Genomic DNA, 19,003 nt, shown 5'->3' on the forward strand with positions numbered 1-19,003 from the left:
TAAAGGCTAAAATTCAGTTTTCAAAAATTTTTAATGAAAAACCAGAAAAATGAGAGAATGCTTAGAATGTGGCGAAAAAATCATCGGTCGGTCTGACAAGAAATTTTGCTCAGACATGTGCCGCAACGCCTACAACAACAAATTAAATTCTGACTCCAACAATTTTGTCCGAAACGTCAACAATACGCTTCGCAAAAATCGTCGGATTCTGGAAGAAGCCTGCAAAGACGACAAGGCCAAGATTTCCAAAGCCTCCCTCCTACGCGAAGGCTTTGACTTTGGTTTTTTCACCAATACCCGCACTACCCAAAAAGGTGCTACCTACTACTTTGTGTACGAATATGGGTATTTAGCCCTCGAAAATGACCTGTTTTTGGTGGTCAAAGACCGCAAGCCCTGACAAACTTTGTTCGTGGGTTTTCGTAACGCATTCAACTGCTGAATTCTACGCTTCAGCATTCATTTATTCCATATCAGCCTTCTATATTTTTCAGTGCTAGTAGTGTCGTTAATTTTTGCAGGGAAATACCGCTTTTAGAAGCACCGCCATGCAAAAACGACTCAATAACCCTTACGCAAATTACCGCATCATTGCCCTGCTGCTGGGGCTGTTTTTGTTTCTCTTTTACAGCAAACAGCTTGCTGACTTATGCTTGTTTTCTTGGAATTCTGATGAAACAAAGCCCTGCTTCAAAGACGAGCCTCGGCAAAAAATTGCCCAAGCCATTGATTCGTACGATGTAGAACGGCTAAAGTTTTTGTTGCACAATCCGCCGCCCAACCTCAACGACGCCGACAACGACGCCCATATCAATCTGCTCGACTACGCACGCGACCGTTTTAGCCGCTATACCCACACGCCCATTCACTGGAAACCCGTGTTTGAGTTGCTTATCAAAGCAGGCGCAAAAATCGAAGCAACGACCGCAGGGCGAATTGACACGCACGTCAGAAATGCGGGAATTATGGAGCCAGCGATGTTTGCGTATTTTTTGGAAAAAGGGGCTAATCCCAACGCGACCAATGAAGAAGGCCAACCGCTGATTTTATCCATCATTCAGTACGGCGATGATACATTTGAAAAAGTACAACTGTTGATACAACACGGTTTAGATTTGAAACAATCCACAGGCGACCTCGAACCGCTCAAAAATGTAACGCCGCTCATAGCTGCCGCTTCCAAACAGGAATGGGGAATCTGCAAGCTACTCGTCGACGCGGGCGACAATGTCTATTACGTAAATCCCGAAGGACTTTCGCTCAAAAAAGTAATGAATGAATACGAAAAAGCCCAAAAACAACGAAATGACCCGCTGTCGGAAGATTATTTAGAACTGAAAAAGAAAATCAAAAAGCACTGAAATAGGCCCTACAAAACTAGCTGGACAAACAGCCGCTCTAGGGTTTCGGCGGCATTTTCGCACAATCCCGGATGCACCGCCGACGTCTGTACTACGGTACTTCGGGTGGCGGTCAACCACCGAAAACGCTCCGCGCGTGATAATAGTCCAATCGTTCCGCCCTTAGAGCGGCCATCGCAGATTCGGTCAAAAGCCCCCAGTCGTGCGGTCAATTCGGGCATATCTATCCGGTCCGAAAACGCCCGCAGTCGCGCCTCATTCAGTTCAAATTTTGTTTGTAAAAAACCTTCGGCTGAACAATAGACAATGACCCCGACGTTCAAAAACTCTTCGCGCTCGACGCGCGGCACCACGCGAATCACGGCGTACTCAAATAAGTGTTTTTCGGGCATTTTGTGCTTCTTTGACAAACAGTTCGGACGCGGCAACGCGCGTTTCTAAAAATTGAGCGTACACCTGCCGCCGCTCCTGGGGCGACATCGTCGTGGACTCATCCACGAGCCATTCATCGGGCACCAACGCCACAATGCGCTGAATCCGTTCGGGCGTCAGAATAGCTCTAAAATGGGCATCTACTTCGTCCAATTCGGACGCAAAAGGCAACAAAACATGGTCTTTAACGGCCGTAAAAGGGCGTTTGGCCTGCTGTTCCCAATTGTCCCATGAGTGGTGAAAATACAGCGATGCACCGTGGTCAATCAGCCACAAATCGCGGTGCCACATCAGCATATTGGTGTTGCGTGGAGTGCGGTCTACGTTCGTAATCAGGCAATCCAACCAGACAATCCGCGACGCGAGGGTGGCGTTGATGGTGGTTACCAAGGCATCAAAAGTAATGGCTCCCGACAGAAAATGCAGGGCCAGATTAAGCCCTACGCTTTCGCGCAACAAATCCTGAATTTCTTCGTCGGGCTCCATCCGGCTAAATGCTTCGTGCAGGTTGCTAAACACGATTTCGGGGACGCGTAAACCGAGCGCCCGGGCTATTTCGCCCGAAATCAGTTCGGCAATGAGCGCCTTGGCGCCCTGCCCTGCACCACGAAATTTCATCACGTACAAAAAATCATCGTCGGCCTCCACAATGGCAGGTAGCGAGCCGCCCTCCCGCAACGGCGTGACGTAGCGGGTTACGTTGACGGTTCGGATATTGATTTCAGGTTCAGCCATTTTATGCTTGCGTCGTTTACTTCTTCTAAAAGTGAGCCCGAAAGTTAGGGCGATTTTTGAAAACGACCGTCAGAACGGCCAAAAAAAGAGTGGCGAAAGAAACCTCGCCACTGAATGCAATCACGAATAACGTATTGATGAAGTATAAAAGCGACGAAAAATGTCGAAAATCAGTTCAACTGCTTCTCCACTTCTTCCTTTCCAACGTACCCAACGTTTTGCCAAACGAGGGTTTTATTTTTGAATAAAAGCAAAGTGGGCAGGCCTTCAATGCCAAGCTGCTGGGCCAACTCTGGATTATCATCAGTATTGATTCTTACGAGGTCGACTTTGTTGGCCTTCTCTGTCTTGATTTCTTCGAGGAACGGGGCCATCTTTTTGCAAGGAGCGCACCAATCCGCGTAAAAATCGACCAAGACCAGTTTTTCGGAATTCAGTAATTCATCAAACTGCTGGCGACTCATGCCCGTCGATTTGGGCGTTTCAGCGGTAGTTTCGGGCAAACCCTCGGCCCGCCATTTCATCATCCCCCCATCCAGTTCAAACACTTGCGTAAAGCCGAAACTCCGCATTTTTTGGGCCGCATCAGCGCTTCTACCTCCGCTGAGGCAATAGACCAAAATGGGTTTGTCACGCTCAAAACCGTCAATTTTGTTTTCAAACCCGTTGCTGTTCCAGTCAATGTTGTGCGCATTGGGCAAATGGCCGCCCGCAAATTCTTCGGGCGTTCGTACATCCACCACCGTAATGGCGGGATTGGCGTCGATTTTGGCCTTAAACTCCTTGGCCGACAACGTTCCGCTGGTGGTTTCACCGCCACCTTCGCCTTTTTGGTTGCAGGCATTGAATACAAAAACCAACGCGCTCAGCAACATGAAAGAGTATTTGGTCATATTTTTTGGGGTTTTAAGCAACTAACTCCGCTTGCGTTACGATAATTTCGGGTTGATAGAAAATTTTTGATTTTACAGAATTGCTGATTAAACAGGCCGCTTCCGCTTTGTGAAGCACCCGCATTGCTCTTTCTTTTTGGTCATCGGTGGGAAGCGTCAGCACGGGCATCAGGATGATTTCGCTGATTATGTATTTGCCGTCAACCACTTCTAGTTTTCCGACGCCCTTGGATGCAAAATGGGTAAAATCTAATTTTGAATTGTCGGCAATGGCCAAAAAAGTGGTCATTAAACAACTATTCACCGCCGCCACCAGCAAATGTTCGGGCGACCAGATGCCCGCCATGCCTTTGGGAAACTCGGGCGGCGTAGCTACTTCAAGGCTATCATTCAAAACAGGCGAGCTCATCGTTCCTCTACGTTCGCTGTTCCACTCAACCGAGACTTCATAAAAATGTTCCTGTGTCATAATGGTATTGTATTTCGTAAGTACGCTGCAAATATCCGCCAGCCCAGACGCACGTTCTGCGACATTTGTCACACAAGTACCCTTATTTTTATGACTAATAACATCTTTTTGCCAATTTTTGACCTACAGAAACCAAAACGACCCAGAAACGGTTTTTTTAAATATACCGGTTCTTTCAAGAAAAAAATCACCCACCATGGATGCTCTCATCGTTGTCCCGCTTGTCGTATCGCTGTTTTTTCTGCATTACTACCTCACCGACCACGACACCCCAATCGACAAAGACCGGAAGCGTTTTGCGGAGGGAATTGCGCTGTTTGAATCAGGCGACTATACGGCCGCATACGCTTATTTTGACCAAAAAATAAAAGAAAACCGCAAATCAGCCTTAGCTTACGAATACCGGGGAAAGTGCAATTTGAAAGATGGCAATCTCTACTCCGCACTGTATGATTTTACCGAAGCATTATCGTTTGACAACACCCTGGTGGAAGTACACTTAAAGAAAGGATTGGTTCATTACGAACTGGATGAATTGAACAACGCCTACCTTTCGCTCGACAAAGCCGTTTGGTTTTCGAGGGGTGAAAATGCCGATGCGCTGCATTGGCGCACGGTGGTTTACCAAAAATTACACCCTGCAGAAGCACCCGAACAGTACCGAAAAATATAGCCTTTCTTACTTCCGCGTGGCGGGCATCTTATCCCCATTAAGGTCTAATATTAGTTTGTCAAATTCTCCTTTATCATTCCTGAAAAAATCAATTGTGGCGTTTACTTCACGACAAAACAGCTTTGTTACCGTTTCAGGGTACACAGGCACGATGGACTCACCCGTCAATTTAGCAAAGAGTTGATTGTTGTCCAGCGTTATTTCCAACTCAAGTTTAGGGTCTATTTTATACTTTCCTACGAAGGATTGCATTGCCAGTTTTGGCAGTGTTAAGGACTTTTTGGAAGGAATGATTGTCACGGACGGGTTGAAAAAATACATCCCCAAATCATCAACCGATTGAGTAGAATTGTTCAGAATCACAATAGCTTTATTGCTTTTCTGACTAAATCCCGCAAACGTCCGATAGCCCCCCGTCCCGCCGTTGTGCCAGTAGATCTCATCATTGGCGGCCGCAGAAATATGCCACCCCAAGGCCATTTTTAGGGTTGAATCCACCACGTACAGCGGTTGTTGGCTTTGTTTTATAGCACTGGCCAATGCCCCCGCCGACAAGTCAAGCTCCGCCCTCAGGTAACGCATGAGGTCTTCGGCATTGGAACGAATTGCACCCGCGCCTGCCATGATATCAAAATCCCAATGCGACACGGGTTTGTTGTCAACATGCCCCGTCGTTAGCCAAGATGAGGAATTTAAGGTACTAGTTTCGTTCATTTTCAGGGGGTTACAAATCACATTTTGGAGTAATTGTTCATAACTTTTCCCCGAAATCCGCGTCAGAACATGGCCCAACAGCCCCACCCCGACGTTGGAATAATTATAATTCCCCATTCCATTTTCGAGTTGAGCCGTTTTCAGAAAAGCGTATAATTCTTTTACGCCATATTCGACGTAAGGATTTTCGGGATCTTTAGCCACAATATTCGTCGGCATTCTTGGGAGACCTGAAGTATGCGTCGCCAAATCGGCAAAAGTGATTTTACGGCCATTGAACGACGGGATTTTGACCGAATCGGGCAGGTATTTCTCGACGAAATCATCCAAGCGAATAGCCTTTTTTTGAACTAAATCTGCCAAAAGCAGCGACGTGAATGTTTTGCTGATGGAGCCAATTTCAAAGACGGATTGGGGAAGAATCACCTGTTTTTTATCCGCGTTCGCGTAGCCATACGTAAAATAAGTTTCTTTTCCATTTTCAAAAAAAGCAACCACCGTTCCCACCGAATAACGGTTATCAATGCGACTTTTTACATGGGTTTTGATTGTTTCTTGAACGAAATGTATCGATGTTTGGGCAGATGTATTAAAAATACAAAACACTGACAAACAGACAATTAATTCAAAAATATACCTTTTCATGGGCCGAAATCAAATAAAATAATCAAACATTAACGGTTATCTTCCGACAACCAATGAAATTGCCTTTCGGCCAGTTGAAAGTTTCGGCGACGGCGTTTGAGCACTACTTTTAGGGAGTCTTTATTGATTTTTCCTTTCAAGAGAAGTTGATTCGTATCGGGCATGGAATATTGAAGGGTAAACAGAGAAAGGCTGTCGCCCGAACGCTTTTTAAACGAGATATTCTGCTTCAACGAGTCCGTTACGTACGCAAAATAAGCCCGGTTGTAGCGCTGCCGAAAAAGGGTATCGGTGGTCAAGATGCTGCCCCCGTTGTAGTCCTCAAAAACAATGTCTTTCCAACGAAGACTGTCCTCGTTCATACGTCCGCCTGCTTCGAAAGAAACCACCTCAAACATCCCCGTGGTGATGGGCTTATTTGTGGGAGATACCACATTAACCTGGTGGAGGCTTTGGTACATGCTATAAAAAGGCACCACCGCAAATATTACGACGAAGGCGGTTTTAAGCACAATTCGACCGATTCGCATCCATTTTTCGGGCAAAGTAAACGATAGTGTAGGCGGCGCAGGTTTGTTTAAAACAAAGAAATTAAGCAAACGCTTAGCATCTGCCAACAGCAGAATGTTGCTGAAAACGAACATGTGGATAGAAAACAATTTGACTGGAATATCGTAGCAAAGATTCAGAACGGCCACGTTTAAAAATACACCTACGGCCAAAAAAGCGCCTAAAACGGCAGTGCGACGATACAACAAAAGTATCCCCACCAGCACCTCTGCCGCACCCGAAAAAAATTGATAAGGGGTAGAATATCCAATAAAAAGCCACGAAAACCGCATGGGCAGAAAGTCACCAAGTGGCGTGGCCAACTGACTCAGCGAAGGGAACGACATCTGAAAACCAAATACCTTGATGAGACCATAAGTAAAGGCAATCATGGCAATGTAGTACCGCAAAATCACCATCAGCCAATGATAGGCCTTGTCGTAGTTTTTTCGACGGTCAAAAACCGACCAAATCACTGTTCCGAGGATGGAGGCCAACGCAAAAAAACACAATTGGGCGTAGCCGTAGGAAGTATCTCCGCTGCCGCCCATTGGCACTAGTACATCTTTGACGTGAAAAATCGTGTGATTGCCCCACTCAACAAGCAATTTCTCCACCTCATTGTAAAGTTCAGTAAAGGTAGAAATGACGGGCAAGTTGCCCATCCATTGGAGAAAGGATAGATAAAATCCCAAATAAATAGCCGTAAAACGAAATATAACCTTGCGCCACAGGGGCCATTGAACGGCGGTTTCATCTTGCATGGGTAGGTCGGTTTTGGGTAAGAAAGTAGGTTGGTAATTTACGACCTGTTGCCAAGAATACCAATGAAGGCCTAAAATCAATCTTTTGAAAAGGTACCAAATATTCGTAAACCCTTATTCCACCATAAATTGTTGGTTGATTTTAGCATCATTGACCGTCAGTTCAATCGCGTATGCCCCTTTGGAAAGACGGCCCGTGGGTAGGTATTTGATTTGCGTGCCCAAATTCTGGTAGTAATCGTCAATGATTGTTGCCAGCGTTTGGCCTTTTTTATCCTTCAGCAATAACTTCACCTGCCCGGGTTGGTTAAGACGAAAAATGATACGCTTGATATTGGGTTGGTCGGTTGGCTCCGCTCCAAATTCCGTGGCGAGTGATTTTCCTTCCTGCGAAATTTGACTTTGGGTAAATATCGACTGCAAACAAGCTTCAATCTTGGCCGAAAACACCGCGCCCGAATCAATCTGAAATCCAGGCAGCAGCACGATACTGTTGCCCGCCGTAAAAGCGACATTCTGAGTAGTGGGTAGCTGTCCTTCTGAAAAAATCGCATTTTGGGCCTTGTGAACAGCTGGAACGAGCGTCACTCTTCCTGTTTTTATGGTATCCTCCAAACAGGCGAGTTTGATGCCTTTGCAACCGCAATTCCCGTCAAATTTATCGTACACCGTCAACGGGTCGCCGTCGTCGCAGGTGGTGCCGCTTTGTTGGCACTGTTGCGCGTTGAAGGTTATTTTACTAAAACCCGCACAAGTGGCATGACCCCAGTTTTCGGTGGCCGTAATCAGCACAAAACGAGCCGTGAGGCTATTGAAATCAGGCCCCGTAAAACCCGCGTATTGAGCCGCGCCAGGCGCATTGGGCCACGTATACTGCCCCCCCAATTGCGTCCAAACCACCCCGTCGGTCGAGTAGTCGATGTACACCGTCTTAAAGCCTTTGGTCGTTTCGTTCAACACGTTGTAGTTCCAAACGCGCGTTCCTTTTAGGGTATATAAATTTCCCAAATCATACTTAATCCAGTGATTTTGACCGCTTCTGGCGGGGTTTGGATTGGTCGCTTTTACGCACGAAAGCCAACCCGTTTCTCCCGAATTCGTGATATTTTGGGTCGGAGCGCAGTAATCATATTTTTGGTATTGCGCCGATGCGTCATCGCAATCAGGGCCCGTGCAAGGCGTGCCCACACATTCGCAATTTTGGTAGGTATCGTTCTTCGTAAAAGCGTTACCATCGTTGCAGGGGGTATTGTTGGGAACACACGAAATCTCGCATTTGTAGTCGTGTAAATAAAAATCAGATACCCGTTTCCACGTTTTAAACTCGTGAAAGGGTGTTTTCCAGTACAGGTTAAAATGGTCGCGCCAACCATTTTCTTTGTGCCTTATCTCGTAATAATAAAATTGGCCTTTTTGCAAGTAAATGGGTGAGGTATTTTGAAAAGTATAGGTAGAGTGAGCCGTTTCGTTGATTCCAAAAATCACCATGGCTTGGTGGTACTGCTTGTACTGAATAGAGTCATTTTTACTCAGAAAAAACATCGTTTGGTCGTCGCCCGTGAGGTTAAATTCATACATTCCCGAAACAGGAACCGTCAAATAGCCCTGCACCAACGAGCCGTAATTGTCTTTGGCATAAGACGCAAAATCGGGGCCTGAAATCCCCTTTAATTTCTCTTTTCGGTCGGGTAACAACGGGAATTTTGGGGCATTCACCAAATCGGGTTCTACATAACTGCCCGTGATATTGTCAAAATAATAGGCTTCTACCACGCCACGCTCACCCACGCAGGGGTTCGTCGTCGGGGCGATTCCCACGCAGTTACAAAACCCGTCGTGTTGGTCGTTGGTGGTTTGGGCATTGCCGTCATTACAAGCGGTTCCGCGTACGGGGCACGATTGCTCGCAAGCGTATTGTTTGATGTTATTAAAGTCAATGATTCGCCAAGTGGTGTCGGAGTTGGCGGTTTTACGCCAATAAAGCGTTGTATGGTCTCTGCAACAGCCTTCGAAGCTGTAAATTTCAAAGTAATAATTTTGTCCCGCCACCAGTTCGATGGTCTTGGAAGTTTGGCCAGGTCTTTTGTTGTGTTCAGTTACGTCCGTGTAAGAGGTAACTTCCGCTCGCTTGCGTTTATTGGCAAGCGACTCGTCGGTGCTCAGATAAAAAAGGGCGTGGTCATCGCCCGTTAGGTTAAAAGTGTACGTAGCGGTTTGATTCACGTAAATATAACCCCGGGTCATGGCGGCGAAGTACTCGGTATAATTGACGGGCATTTTCAATGAACTCAACATCTGAGTCCCGTCGGGATGGCTGGGGAAATTTTCGAGTGCGGCCAAATCGGCGCTGTCGGGCAATGAGTTATTAAAACCTGACCAGTAAGACCATTTGACCTGCCCTGGAGTCCCAACGCAAGTTTGCGCGTTAGTATTCAGGAAAAAACCCACCCAAACCAACACTCCCCAAAAGCAGGAACGAACTAAAAATGAAATCTTTATCATCGGAATTGTCATGTCAACGGATACCATCCTTATTTCTTTTAAATCCATTCATTAATACGTCAAACAGTTTTGTGGAAGATTGTCGGACGAAATTGTGGTTCCGTTAAAATTCATAAATCCAATGGGATATTGGCCCGGCGAATAGCTGTAAAAATTGCCGATATTAGGCAACACATAGCACAAGTCACTCGGGCTAACACCGTACCAGAGTGCCAACTCCGCGTAGAACTCATCTGTTGATACAGCAGGTATATAGTTACCTCTAAACGAAACATTTAACGGGTAATTAATATCCATTTTCGGGTACGCACCCATAATTTTTCCGCCGTTTACGGCCCCACCCATCACAATTTGATTGGCTCCCCAAGCGTGATCGGAGCCTTTACCGTTGGAGGTGATGGTTCGGGCAAAATCAGAAATGGTAAACGAAGTAACCCGGTCGGCCACGCCCAATTCTACCGTCGCGTCATAAAAGGCTTTGAGCGCCTGACTTACTACGGGCAGCTTGTCATCCAACCCCGACAACAGGTCGTCGTGCATATCCCAGCCTCCGTAGTTGACAAAAAAGATTTGCCGTTTTGCGCCCAACTCATTCCGGACACTGATGATTTTGGCGATAGCCAATAGGTCGGTTGCCAGTCGGCTCGTCGGAAAAGCAGTGGTAATAGTTGGTACTTTTTTGAGGGCTTCTTTAAACAACGCAAAGGCCGCCGTCGCCGTTTTGGTGCTCGACGAATAGGTTTGCTGCATCAGGTTGGCGTAGGTTTGGGACACCAGACTGTCCATGGTCGAGTTGCGCAAATCGGTCAGGTAACCAGAGTTCCCCCACCACGACGGCAGGGCTTCAAAACCGACACGGTTGGGTTCAACATTATTGCTGATGGCGTATTCAGAAATATCCTTTCCCCGTTGAAAAGCATTTTTTCCTGCCAATGAAATATTCATCGACACCTCATGATTGGCATTGGCGGCGTTGAGCAAATCGGCCATGCGGCCACCGAAACCAAGGGCATCGCGGCTCTGCGGCACCGACGTCTGCCACTGCATGATTTGGTCGGAGTGAGAATACAGCCCCAAGGGCAGCTTTTTGAGGCCGCTTTCAAATTCAGATTTAGTCAAAATCGGTTCGACCAATGTACCGATATTTGACATAAAAGCCAATTTTCCGCTGTTGAACAAATCGCGCACACCCGTCATTTGGGGATGGACACCATACGCACCATAATTACACGCAATACCCCGAAAACCAACGCATTGGGGGTTGGTGAGCGCAATGGGATTCAATACCGACAAGTCGGTTCGGATGGCTTTGTATTCGTTAAATCCGTTATCACCACCAGCGTTTACTCCCATGGGAATCAACATATTATACGAGTCTACGCCGCCCGAAAGCAAAATACAGACCAGCGCTTTATAGTCCGTAGGATAAGCCGCTCCATTGGGCTGTTTGCCCACCAGCCCGTTGAAGGAGGTCAGGTTGGTCAGCGTACTGAGCAGGGTGGTTGAACCCATACCCACGCAACCAGCTTGTTTCAGAAAATTCCGTCTATTCATAAGTTAAGTATAAAACCCTTAAATGAATTATTGTTTGATAACCCTCATATTATCAGCGGTTAATGAGATAATCTGGCGAAGATAAAATCAATACCAGCATCAATCTGACGCGACGATAGGCTTGGTCCGCGTTGGGCACTCCGTTGGAGTTTTCGGAATAGGGCATTTTAACGACCATAGAACGAATCAAATCCAAGGTCTTGGCCGACAGTTTTCCGCCCGTAAAAAGCAGGTTATATTTGTCGAGCAATTGAACAATTTTATCGTTGCGCGTAAAGGCATAATCAGCCACCAAATTAAATTTTGAATCTTGATCGGTTTTATATGCTTCACCGTCAAAAAGTCCCCAATATTCAACGGGATCGTCATCAATTAGCCACTTACCGAGCGCATTTACGTAGGCAGTGATGGTTTGGGAATTCACCAACTGAAACTCTGGTGCAAACTTTCCCTGCGTTTTCAGTTCGCCATCGGGTTGAAAATCGGGTTGAAAAAAGTTAAACACCGAAGGTGAATTCAGAGGTTTTTGTTCCAATCGAGAGAACAAATCCACCATCACATTTCGATATACGCCTCCCTGCGTTGTCAGGGGCAGGCCACGCATCAGATTCAGGTATCTCAGAAAAGGCTCGCGAAGTGCTCCGACGGTACTTACAGTTTGGTCGATACCACAATCTCGCGCCTCCGCATCCAATAAAACCGCCCTAACTACCGCTTTTAAGTCGCCACGCACTCCGCTTCCGTTGTTGTTGAACACCGTCGCCACCCGCTGAATGTAACTGGGCGAAGGATTTGACATGACCAACCGCTGAATGAGCCGTCGGGCAATGAACGGACCTACGTTGGGGTGATTTGCCAACACATCCAAGGCATCCTTGATGTCTTGCTCTCCCTGCAAAACGGGCCGGGCAGGAATCGTTACTCCCAGAAACGTCTTCGGGCCAGGTTCGTGTCCGTTCACGATGCGCGGTTTAGTCTTCCACGGATTTTTTTTGGCGTCGCTCGAATCAATCGGGAAAAACTTCATCGGCAAAGTATAACTCCAATTGTTCTTTTCATTATCGCCCAGATAACGGCTATCGCCCCACGACAGTCCCGTAAATACCTTGGCCAAGCCCGCAATGTCGTTGTTGTTGTAAGTTGGGATGAGGTTATTGTTGGCATCCCGCATTTCTGTTCCGTCCACATTTAGTTTATAAAGTCCAATCGAAAAAAGCTGCATCAGCTCGCGGGCGTAGTTTTCGTCGGGGTAAACTTTATTGGTCGAGTCCGTCGCGTGGTTGTTCATAAAGGTCAAATAAACGCCCATCGCCGGATGGTAAGTGATTTTCTCCAGCAGATTACGATAGGTTCCTAAGCCATTTTCCAACAATAAATCATAGTAACTAGACAGCGCATAGGGGTTATCGTCAAACGCCGACACCCTCGACACCACAAACAGCTCACTCAACGCCCACGCCACGCGCCACCTGACCGCATCGGGGGCGGTCATGGCCCCCTGAAACCACGAAACATCAAAATGTGTATTGCCCACAAACACGTTGGCAAGGGTGTAGGTATTGGCGGGATACTTAAACTTTAACGAGTCTACCATCATCTGGTGAATCTGCGCTAGGTACGTTTGGGTACGAAAAGAATTGGACAGAGCAAGCTGATTATCCAGCCATTTCTCAACGCCAAGATTGGCGACATCCTGTATGTGAGCAAAATTATGCCCCAGCGTAGCCTGCGACAGAAACCGCGAAGCCGCCGCAGAGTTGGGCAAAAAGCCCGTACCAGTTAAGGTCTGAATCGCGGCGCTGCTTTGCGAAGAAGCCGTCACCGAAACATTTGGGGTATTTCCTTGACCAAAAGTAATGATTGATTGAGCACGTAAATGAACCAGAAAACAACAGTAGCAGAAAAAGAGTAGACAATATTTCATAGACAGTGAGTTTCGCACAACGTTAAAAAAGCCATTAATGAGCATAAAAGCACCACACCACGCGTAAATTTAGCTTCACTTATTTTTCAAAACAATTTAAATGCCAGAATATCCAAATTGGGGAAACTTTATCATGGGGGGCTTCATCTAAATCAAAGAGTTCAAAACGGTTTACTTAGAGAAACGCCCTTACTTAAGCTTCATTTTCAACGATTCGTACGTTTTTTTTCGAATTCGCCTTAGTTATAACCCAACTTTGAAGCAGTAATCAAGAAAACACAACGCATGAAAACTATTTATCTTCCACTCCTCTCGCTCACTTTTTTCATTCCTTTCTGTTCACAGGCCCAATACGGCACCATCCTGCCCGACGGCTTTATCATCCCTAAATCAGCCACGCCCCCTGGATGTACCGTAAGTGATAAGGGCAAAATTTATTACAACAGCACCACCAATAACCTCCTGTTTTGTGATGGATCTACCTGGAAACCAGCCTCCTCGCAATGGAGCACCCCTTTCTCTCAACCTGACGACATTTATTTTAACGGGGGCAACGTAGGCATAAACACCTCCACACCTCAATTTTCGCTAGACGTAAACGGTACGGGAAGATTTACGGGAGACATCTACACCGAAAAATTGGGAATCGGTACCACTACGCCCTCTTCAGCCATTGAAGTACTAGACGGCGACATTGCCATTACGAGTACTGCCGATGCCAAAACCTGGAAATTTGATTACGCTGACGAAAGCAACAGCCTAGCCCTTCGTGAAAACGGCACTGCACGCATGGTGTTTGCCAACGGCGGCAACATAACCATCGGCTCGGGAGCGCCCACCGCCAAATTGACCGTGGAAGGCAACGGCAGTTTCAGCGGCGATTTGACCGTAAACAGCGGAAAAGGAATCGTAAGAAGTACCACAAGTACCCAACTCAAATACCATACGGCCTCGGTTGCGCCGGGCGCCTCCTTTTCGGTCACTAGTGGAGGTTGCGCTACTGCCAATGCTTCCCTTACCGCCGCTGGCTTCACGGCTGCCCCAACTGTGACAGTTGGAAATCTTACGGGCGGTACGGGAGATTTTGGGAAGTTGGTCATCAATGTACAATCCACAACCACCACCCAGGCCGTGGTCCGTTTTTGTAACCCTACGGCCAGCACAATCACATTAACCAATGTGACTTTCAACGTTTTGTGCATTGGTCAATAATATAAAACTAAATCGAGCCATGAAATTAGCTTTCATCTTCCTTGGAATATTGTTTTTAACCCAAAAATCAATGGCCCAATTCAGTGAATTAGCCGTTGATGCACTCTCCTTGCCTACCCTAACGGCAACTCCGTGCAGCGAGGGAAGCACTGGTAAATTGTACTATAATGCCGTCAATGACAAAGTGAGTTACTGCCTTAACTTTGTCAACTCCTCTTCTTTTGCTGAATCCAAATGGGAAAGAAGCAACAATAACATCTATTATACCAAAGGATTGGTCGGCATCAACAAATCTACCCTTGCTTATCCGCTGGATGTCAACGGTACGGGTCGGTTCAATTCGCCGCTCTCCATCGGCGCAAAGGTTGCCATCAACAGCGCTATACCACCCGTTGAAAAATTACATATTACGGATGGAAATATCGCCATTAAAAGTACGGCTGATGCAAAATTATGGCGCTTGTCCTACGCAGATGGTGGGGATAGGTTTGAAATAACCGAAACAGGTTTTTCCCCCCGAATGATTATCAATAACGGTGGTGCCATCGGAATAGGTACCGTACCATCTGCCACCGCCACCCTAAACGTGAGCGGAGGCGGAGCTTTCAGCGGAAATGTCTCATCGGCCAACATGGGGATGCTTCAAAATAGCAACGCCACCCAGTTAAAATTATATACCGGCAGCATCACTACACCATCCTCTACCTTTCTGGTCCAAAGCAACGGCTGCAATATAGCGGGCTTCAATTTTCCCGCTGGAACATTCACGGCCGTTCCGTCGGTTGCAGTAGGAAATAAGACTGCGGGTGGCACATTCGACCAGCGATTGACCCTCACGGTCGAGAGTGTTACGAGCACGGGAGGATACGTCAGATTTTGCAATCCCACCGCGACCAATGTCTCGCTCCTCAGCTACAGCTATACTATTATTGCAATTGGGCAGTAATTTTTAAAGCAAGTTGTTTTTGTTGGTGGTGGAGAATTTCGCCAACAAAAACGCTAAGAACGCAATGTTTCTGGCTGTGATACAACGCGCCCAGCAGCATTCCAAGACCTTTTGGCCAAGGAAATCATAAAAACCGATAAGAGGCAAATACCCGAGATAAATACAAATATGATGTTGGTATTGCCCACCCAATCAATGATAAAACCGAAGAGCGGTTCGCCCAACGCCGCAAATACGTAGCCGAACATGTTCATAAAGCCAATGCCCGTTCCGGTATAATCCCGCCCGAGCATTTCGGGACTCAACGGCCAAAAGCAGGATTGAGGCCCGTACACAAAAAAACCGACCGAAAGCATCAGAAATCCCCCCAACAGCAGATTATTGGCGGGAAGTACATAAACCACCAGCGCCATAACCGCACTCATTAACATCCCAAAACGGATAGAATGGATGCGGTTTTTCTTAAACAGTGAGTCCGACAACATTCCAAAAGACAACGCTCCCGCCGCCATGCCAACAGGCAGCAAAAACGTCACCCACAAGTTGCCTGGGTTGTCTTTCCAGTTTTTTCCAAGATAATGTACAGGTACCCAAAAAATAAGCCCATATCGCGCCATGCTTTCAAAACCGAATGCGAAAGAAGTAAGCAGAAAATGAGGGTATGACAAAACCACGCGGTAGCGAGTCAGCCAGCTAATTTTTTCGGAAGTGCCGTCTTTCTTAACAGGGTCAATAAAGCCAGCATCAGAGGGTTTATCTCGAGCTACAATCAAAAAAATGGTTGCTGCTACCAGCAGAAACAGCACTGGCAAACGAAAAAGCATTCGCCATTCCATGCCTTGCTGCAAAAGCACAATGGACAGCAGATACGTCAGAACCGACGACAACCCCGCTGCCATCGTATAAAAGCCGAATGCTTTTCCCAACTCCTCCTCGTTCCACCAATTGCTGATTAACTTTCCGCCTGGTGCCCACGCCATGGATTGAAAATACCCGTTCAAAGCCCATAAAATCATGATAACGGTGATGGAATCGCTATAACTGACGGCAATGTTGGTCAAAACCGACAGGTACGCGCCAGTAGTGACCATAACGCGGGCGCTTAGACGGTCGGCGAGGTTGCCGTTGATGAATTGGCCGATGGCGTAGCCCAACAACATCGAAAAACTAATCCATCCAATGTACGAATAAGACACATTGAGTGACGTGGCCATGCCCTTGGCGGCCCACCCAAAGTTGTGCCGACCAGTGTAAAAAAACAGGTAACAAAACATCGTTACCAACAACATTTTCCACTGCTGACCTCTGAAAGGCGATTGCATATTTTCTCTTTTGGTTACGGTTCTTCGATTCGAACCCCCACGCGTAAGGGCTTGTTTTTCAGGGCATATTCAAAGGCTTGTTCGGCTTCATTCAGAGAAAACTCCTTCCCGACAATTTGCTCAAAAGGAAACCGTTGCGCACAGCGACGCATAAACTCAACGGCGTACACAAAATCATCGTAATTATAGTTGTGTAATCCTTTGAGGGTAATCAACCGACGAATGATTTGCTCGGCATCAACCATTACTTTTCGTTGACGAAACACCGCTCCTACCCAAACGGCCACGCCACCCACCGCCAAGGCAGCCACGCCTTCTTCCATCGCTTCTGGCGAGCCACTCATATCAAACACTACCTCTATTTTTGAATAAAAAGAAGATAAATTACTTTCATTCCCCCCCCCCAATGTGGGCGTCAAGAGACAAGTTTCATCTACCCCAAAAGCCAAGGATTGTTGCAACCGGGTCGCCGCAATGTCGGCCGTGATTATTTTTTTAGCTCCCGCATCTTTGCACATCGCTGCGCAAACCATTCCCAGCAGACCGCTGCCCGTAATCAGCACAGTTTTGCCCCTCACCGTTCCCGCCAGTCGTAACGCTCCTGCCACCGTCGCTACCGCGCAATTGAGCGTAGCCGCCACTGGAAGCGACACATTATCAGGAATTTTAAGGATAGCGGTATGCGGTTTCAAGATGCAATATTCGGCCAATCCGCCATGAAAAGCGTCATTTTCGGTGACCAATGCGTGGCCGTACTTAAACACTCCTGCCGTTTTTTGTGGCATCCCCTGCGCCGACATTTCAGAGTCAGGGTCGGCCGAAAAAATGCTCCACGTCACAATATCACCTTCTTTCAATGGATTGCCCGCGTAGTCTTTCCCCGAATGGCTTTCGCTTATTTTTACCACTTTCCCCACAATCTCATGCCCCAAAATGGTCGGCGTGTTTTCTTTTCTCAACCCACAAAAGGTATGCAAGTCGCTGCCGCAAATGGTGGTGTATAAATTTCGAATCAATACTTCTTCCGCCACTAATTCAGGCAGCTCACGTTGCTGCAACTGCATCTCCTGACCTGGGCCGTTAAAAACCATCAATTTCCCTGAACTCATTTTGTGCACCGTATTCGTTTTTTCGCAAAGTTGCTAAATTTCTGTTTACTTATTTTAAACATAAGTTTACCAAATTATAAATTTTCAAAAATTAGGGCAACAAAAAAGCCATTAGGGTTTTGCAACCGCTAATGACTTTGGTAAAGAAATGCCTTTGGTTATATTTTCACCGCCAAGCTACAATTTTAATAAAATCATTTTCAAACCTCCACATTTCAGAAGCGAAGGGCTGATTTTTAGATGATAGGGTATTTTTCATCCCTCAATACTCTAAATCTTTCGGTAAGCCAACTCGTTTAAGTGTTTTTTTTGCTTGGGTTACCTTTTTCTCAATGTAAAGCATGTTTTTGCATTTCATTGATGGTAGAGTCAAATTCGACTTTTGTTATTTTTATGGTCTTTAACATAACACATTATCTATAGAACAAATAAAAAGATTGTTACATCCCTTTAAGTACTTTCCACATCTCATCCGCAACGAACTGATTACCAACCTCATTTAAATGAACGCGGTCGGAGGTGAGGATATTTTTCTCTTCGTTGTTAGGGTTGTTTTTGAGATTATAGTCTAAAAATGCTTTACGCAAATCAATCAGTGGCAGGCCGTTTTTCTTGGCCAAATTCCGAATCATTTGGGAATACTGATTAAGGTCGCCGTCTTGCTGATTAGAGAAATCGGTGCGCTCACCGATAGCGGCAGGGGTGCAAAGGGCTACGCGGATATTGGCCGCCTGCAATTTCTTCAAGATGGCTTCGTAAAACTTCACAAACTTGTCGGGGTCGGTACCAGTACCGTGCGATGCTTTGTGCCACACGTCATTTACACCAATATAAATGATAACCACGTCTGGTTTTTTCGACAACACATCATCTTCCATCCGAAGATAAAGGTCATAAATTTTGTTGCCGCCGATACCCGCGCCGATGAGTTCATATTTGCTTTTGAGGTTTTGTTTTTCGAGCATTTCACCCAATTTTACGATATATCCGCCTGGACGAACACCCGCTTGGGTAATGGAATCTCCGAAGAAAATGACCCGAATGGGTTTATCTTGTTGGGCTGCAAGTAAGGGAAGGGTAAAAAAGCTAAGTTTGAGGTACCGAAAAAATCTTTTCATTTTAATTGTTTAGAAGTTGAGAGACATTTTTCTACAAAGGAAAAACCCCGCTCTTTCTAACAGTTTTTCTTTCATGCAAAG

17 protein-coding genes are annotated in these 19,003 nt (G+C 46.4%); 5 read left to right on the plus strand and 12 right to left on the minus strand.

Annotated elements, in window-relative coordinates; all coding sequences use genetic code 11:
• Positions 1 to 49 precede the first annotated feature (49 nt).
• Together GVN20_RS06300 and GVN20_RS06305 are read left to right on the plus strand one after the other, a co-directional pair.
• On the plus strand, positions 50 to 400 hold the full coding sequence (locus GVN20_RS06300; RefSeq protein WP_166557518.1) for a hypothetical protein: 351 nt from the start codon (positions 50 to 52) through the stop codon (positions 398 to 400).
• Between the two features lie 148 nt (positions 401 to 548).
• Positions 549 to 1,361 (plus strand): ankyrin repeat domain-containing protein, encoded by an 813-nt coding sequence (locus tag GVN20_RS06305; protein ID WP_166557519.1) that lies wholly within the window; start codon positions 549 to 551, stop codon positions 1,359 to 1,361.
• 8 nt (positions 1,362 to 1,369) lie between these two features.
• On the opposite strand, the gene GVN20_RS06310 is transcribed toward GVN20_RS06305, so the two are convergent.
• The 4 genes from GVN20_RS06310 to GVN20_RS06325 form a co-directional block, all read right to left on the minus strand.
• Complete coding sequence (locus tag GVN20_RS06310) at positions 1,370 to 1,753, minus strand: DUF3037 domain-containing protein (protein WP_166557520.1); 384 nt, start codon at positions 1,751 to 1,753, stop codon at positions 1,370 to 1,372.
• Complete coding sequence (locus GVN20_RS06315; RefSeq protein WP_166557521.1) at positions 1,731 to 2,528, minus strand: HipA family kinase; 798 nt, start codon at positions 2,526 to 2,528, stop codon at positions 1,731 to 1,733. Before GVN20_RS06315 ends, GVN20_RS06310 begins: the two co-directional genes overlap by 23 nt.
• A 170-nt stretch (positions 2,529 to 2,698) precedes the next feature.
• Positions 2,699 to 3,421: a thioredoxin gene (trxA, locus tag GVN20_RS06320; RefSeq protein ID WP_229598987.1), complete on the minus strand. Its 723-nt coding sequence runs from the start codon at positions 3,419 to 3,421 to the stop codon at positions 2,699 to 2,701.
• 13 nt (positions 3,422 to 3,434) lie between these two features.
• On the minus strand, positions 3,435 to 3,962 hold the full coding sequence (locus GVN20_RS06325; protein WP_310586812.1) for an OsmC family protein: 528 nt from the start codon (positions 3,960 to 3,962) through the stop codon (positions 3,435 to 3,437).
• A 124-nt stretch (positions 3,963 to 4,086) separates the two neighbouring features.
• On the opposite strand from GVN20_RS06325, the gene GVN20_RS06330 reads away from it, so the two are divergent.
• The gene (locus tag GVN20_RS06330) at positions 4,087 to 4,563 is read left to right on the plus strand and encodes a hypothetical protein (protein WP_166557522.1); all 477 of its coding nucleotides are present in this window, start codon (positions 4,087 to 4,089) and stop codon (positions 4,561 to 4,563) included.
• Between the two features lie 6 nt (positions 4,564 to 4,569).
• On the opposite strand, the gene GVN20_RS06335 is transcribed toward GVN20_RS06330, so the two are convergent.
• The 5 genes from GVN20_RS06335 to GVN20_RS06355 all read right to left on the minus strand — a co-directional run bounded on the left by GVN20_RS06335 (position 4,570) and on the right by GVN20_RS06355 (position 13,215).
• Positions 4,570 to 5,922, minus strand: a complete 1,353-nt coding sequence (locus GVN20_RS06335; protein ID WP_166557523.1) for a serine hydrolase — start codon at positions 5,920 to 5,922, stop codon at positions 4,570 to 4,572.
• 29 nt (positions 5,923 to 5,951) lie between these two features.
• A complete protein-coding gene (locus tag GVN20_RS06340) occupies positions 5,952 to 7,235 on the minus strand; it encodes a hypothetical protein (protein ID WP_166557524.1) in 1,284 nt (427 codons plus the stop codon).
• Positions 7,236 to 7,349: 114 nt separating this feature from the next.
• Positions 7,350 to 9,737 (minus strand): PA14 domain-containing protein, encoded by a 2,388-nt coding sequence (locus GVN20_RS06345; RefSeq protein ID WP_166557525.1) that lies wholly within the window; start codon positions 9,735 to 9,737, stop codon positions 7,350 to 7,352.
• A gap of 51 nt (positions 9,738 to 9,788) precedes the next feature.
• On the minus strand, positions 9,789 to 11,291 hold the full coding sequence (locus tag GVN20_RS06350) for a DUF1501 domain-containing protein (RefSeq protein ID WP_166557526.1): 1,503 nt from the start codon (positions 11,289 to 11,291) through the stop codon (positions 9,789 to 9,791).
• 52 nt (positions 11,292 to 11,343) lie between these two features.
• A complete protein-coding gene (locus tag GVN20_RS06355; RefSeq protein WP_166557527.1) occupies positions 11,344 to 13,215 on the minus strand; it encodes a DUF1800 family protein in 1,872 nt (623 codons plus the stop codon).
• A gap of 285 nt (positions 13,216 to 13,500) precedes the next feature.
• Between GVN20_RS06355 and GVN20_RS06360 the strand changes: the two genes are divergently transcribed.
• Complete coding sequence (locus tag GVN20_RS06360; protein WP_166557528.1) at positions 13,501 to 14,427, plus strand: hypothetical protein; 927 nt, start codon at positions 13,501 to 13,503, stop codon at positions 14,425 to 14,427.
• Between the two features lie 19 nt (positions 14,428 to 14,446).
• On the plus strand, positions 14,447 to 15,373 hold the full coding sequence (locus GVN20_RS06365; RefSeq protein ID WP_166557529.1) for a hypothetical protein: 927 nt from the start codon (positions 14,447 to 14,449) through the stop codon (positions 15,371 to 15,373).
• 53 nt (positions 15,374 to 15,426) lie between these two features.
• Here the strand turns inward: GVN20_RS06365 and GVN20_RS06370 are convergent, their stop codons facing one another.
• The 3 genes from GVN20_RS06370 to GVN20_RS06380 form a co-directional block, all read right to left on the minus strand.
• A complete protein-coding gene (locus tag GVN20_RS06370) occupies positions 15,427 to 16,695 on the minus strand; it encodes an MFS transporter (protein ID WP_166557530.1) in 1,269 nt (422 codons plus the stop codon).
• A 14-nt stretch (positions 16,696 to 16,709) separates the two neighbouring features.
• Entirely contained in the window at positions 16,710 to 17,804 is a 1,095-nt protein-coding gene (locus GVN20_RS06375; protein ID WP_166557531.1) for a zinc-binding dehydrogenase, read from the minus strand.
• Between the two features lie 440 nt (positions 17,805 to 18,244).
• Positions 18,245 to 18,922: an SGNH/GDSL hydrolase family protein gene (locus GVN20_RS06380; RefSeq protein ID WP_166557532.1), complete on the minus strand. Its 678-nt coding sequence runs from the start codon at positions 18,920 to 18,922 to the stop codon at positions 18,245 to 18,247.
• Positions 18,923 to 19,003 lie beyond the last annotated feature (81 nt).

This window comes from Runella sp. CRIBMP, assembly GCF_009905605.1.
GTDB lineage: Bacteria > Bacteroidota > Bacteroidia > Cytophagales > Spirosomataceae > Runella.

What these genes read in the sequence shown, in the direction of transcription:
- GVN20_RS06300 (WP_166557518.1), top strand. Translation starts at nt 50, where the DNA reads ATGAGAGAATGCTTAGAATGTGGCGAAAAAATCATCGGTCGGTCTGAC.
- GVN20_RS06305 (WP_166557519.1), top strand. Translation starts at nt 549, where the DNA reads ATGCAAAAACGACTCAATAACCCTTACGCAAATTACCGCATCATTGCC.
- GVN20_RS06310 (WP_166557520.1), bottom strand. Translation starts at nt 1,753, where the DNA reads ATGCCCGAAAAACACTTATTTGAGTACGCCGTGATTCGCGTGGTGCCG.
- GVN20_RS06315 (WP_166557521.1), bottom strand. Translation starts at nt 2,528, where the DNA reads ATGGCTGAACCTGAAATCAATATCCGAACCGTCAACGTAACCCGCTAC.
- trxA (WP_229598987.1), bottom strand. Translation starts at nt 3,421, where the DNA reads ATGACCAAATACTCTTTCATGTTGCTGAGCGCGTTGGTTTTTGTATTC.
- GVN20_RS06330 (WP_166557522.1), top strand. Translation starts at nt 4,087, where the DNA reads ATGGATGCTCTCATCGTTGTCCCGCTTGTCGTATCGCTGTTTTTTCTG.
- GVN20_RS06335 (WP_166557523.1), bottom strand. Translation starts at nt 5,922, where the DNA reads ATGAAAAGGTATATTTTTGAATTAATTGTCTGTTTGTCAGTGTTTTGT.
- GVN20_RS06340 (WP_166557524.1), bottom strand. Translation starts at nt 7,235, where the DNA reads ATGCAAGATGAAACCGCCGTTCAATGGCCCCTGTGGCGCAAGGTTATA.
- GVN20_RS06345 (WP_166557525.1), bottom strand. Translation starts at nt 9,737, where the DNA reads ATGATAAAGATTTCATTTTTAGTTCGTTCCTGCTTTTGGGGAGTGTTG.
- GVN20_RS06350 (WP_166557526.1), bottom strand. Translation starts at nt 11,291, where the DNA reads ATGAATAGACGGAATTTTCTGAAACAAGCTGGTTGCGTGGGTATGGGT.
- GVN20_RS06355 (WP_166557527.1), bottom strand. Translation starts at nt 13,215, where the DNA reads ATGAAATATTGTCTACTCTTTTTCTGCTACTGTTGTTTTCTGGTTCAT.
- GVN20_RS06360 (WP_166557528.1), top strand. Translation starts at nt 13,501, where the DNA reads ATGAAAACTATTTATCTTCCACTCCTCTCGCTCACTTTTTTCATTCCT.
- GVN20_RS06365 (WP_166557529.1), top strand. Translation starts at nt 14,447, where the DNA reads ATGAAATTAGCTTTCATCTTCCTTGGAATATTGTTTTTAACCCAAAAA.
- GVN20_RS06370 (WP_166557530.1), bottom strand. Translation starts at nt 16,695, where the DNA reads ATGCAATCGCCTTTCAGAGGTCAGCAGTGGAAAATGTTGTTGGTAACG.
- GVN20_RS06375 (WP_166557531.1), bottom strand. Translation starts at nt 17,804, where the DNA reads ATGAGTTCAGGGAAATTGATGGTTTTTAACGGCCCAGGTCAGGAGATG.
- GVN20_RS06380 (WP_166557532.1), bottom strand. Translation starts at nt 18,922, where the DNA reads ATGAAAAGATTTTTTCGGTACCTCAAACTTAGCTTTTTTACCCTTCCC.